Origin of the sequence: Frigoribacterium sp. CFBP 13707 (assembly GCF_014842245.1) — a bacterium.
In the GTDB taxonomy this organism is placed as follows: Bacteria; Actinomycetota; Actinomycetes; order Actinomycetales; family Microbacteriaceae; genus Frigoribacterium; species Frigoribacterium endophyticum.
This window is the reverse complement of sequence record NZ_JACYVL010000005.1, coordinates 1-1,283: the sequence shown is the minus strand read 5'-3', so window position 1 is coordinate 1,283 and position 1,283 is coordinate 1. Positions and strand designations below refer to the sequence as shown.

Here is a 1,283-nt window from a genome sequence, read left to right as displayed (position 1 = left end):
GGGGGCGTGACCGGCGTGCGGGAGTCGCGGGGCGACTCCCGCAGGAGCGGCTAGGCCGCCAGCGCGAGCGCGCCGGTGCTCACGGCGTACGCCTGCACGATGGTGCGGCTCGGCTCGCGGCGCCAGCTGCGGCCGGGGATGACCCAGCCCTGGGCGCCCTCGACCGTGACGGCCGAGCCGACGCGGACGGCGTCGGTGACGACGTCGGCCCAGGCGCGGACGACGAACTCGGCGCCGCGGTCGTCGACGACGACGAACTCGACGAGGCGGGGGGTGGACGGGGAGGGCTCGGTGGTGACCGTGCCCGAGACGGTGATGATGTTCTCGTTCATGATGTGTTTCTCTCGGTGCTCTTGCTCTGTGGCACGCAGCGCGGGGCGTGCGTGGTCCGCCGTTCTCGGCGGGTCGGACGGTGCGTCCGCAGGTCGGTGACCTGGTCGGGCCTCGCTCTCGAGCGACGGACCGGTGAGTAGGCGGGCTGGTGAGGCCCGGACCGGTGGTGCTCGTGAGGCTGTTCGATCCGGCCTGCGTGTGGACGACAGGCCGCGGATCGGGGACGATCTGAGAGGATCATCGCCAAGCGACTCATGACTGTACCACGATGCGACCGAGAGAACCAGGGGCGTTGGCCGGGACGCCGTCGGGCGCGCGTGGTTGCCTGGTGTGCATGACCACGATCCCCACCATCACCCTGAACAACGGCGTCGAGATCCCCCAGCTCGGCTTCGGCGTCTACCAGATCGAGCCCGACGAGACGAAGGACGCGACGCTCGCCGCCCTCGAGGTCGGCTACCGCCACATCGACACGGCCGAGATGTACGGCAACGAGGCCGGCGTCGGCGAGGCCCTGCGCGCCTCCGGCCTCGACCGCTCCGAGGTGTTCGTCACCTCCAAGCTCAACAACGGCTTCCACCGCCGCGACGACGCGCTGAAGGCGTTCGACGGCACCCTCGACGCCCTCGGCAGCGACTACGTCGACCTCTTCCTCATCCACTGGCCCCTGCCGACCACCGACGTCGACTACCTCGAGACCTGGAAGGCCCTCGAGGAGATCCACGCGACCGGCCGCGCCAAGGCCATCGGCGTCTCGAACTTCCAGCAGGCCCACCTGCAGCGCCTGCTCGACGAGTCCGACGTCGTGCCCGCCGTCAACCAGATCGAGGTGCACCCGTACCTCACGAACGACTCGCTGCGCCTCTTCGGCGTCGAGCACGGCATCCACACCGAGGCCTGGTCGCCCATCGCCCAGGGCAAGGTGCTCGACGACCCGACCCTCGTCGAGA

Annotated in this window: 2 protein-coding genes; one reads left to right on the top strand and one right to left on the bottom strand. The window is 70.3% G+C overall.

Features of this window, described 5'->3' with window-relative positions; translation table 11 throughout:
• Positions 1-50: 50 nt before the first annotated feature.
• Positions 51-332 carry a hypothetical protein gene (locus tag IFT45_RS10640; RefSeq protein WP_056052773.1) on the bottom strand — a complete coding sequence of 94 codons (282 nt, stop codon included), beginning with the start codon at positions 330-332 and terminating at the stop codon, positions 51-53.
• A gap of 335 nt (positions 333-667) precedes the next feature.
• Between IFT45_RS10640 and IFT45_RS10635 the strand changes: the two genes are divergently transcribed.
• Positions 668-1,283: aldo/keto reductase (locus tag IFT45_RS10635; protein WP_192128091.1), on the top strand; the 616-nt coding region annotated here is incomplete at its 3' end.

Coding starts and splice junctions, on each gene's coding strand:
- IFT45_RS10640 (WP_056052773.1), bottom strand. CDS start 332: ATGAACGAGAACATCATCACCGTCTCGGGCACGGTCACCACCGAGCCC.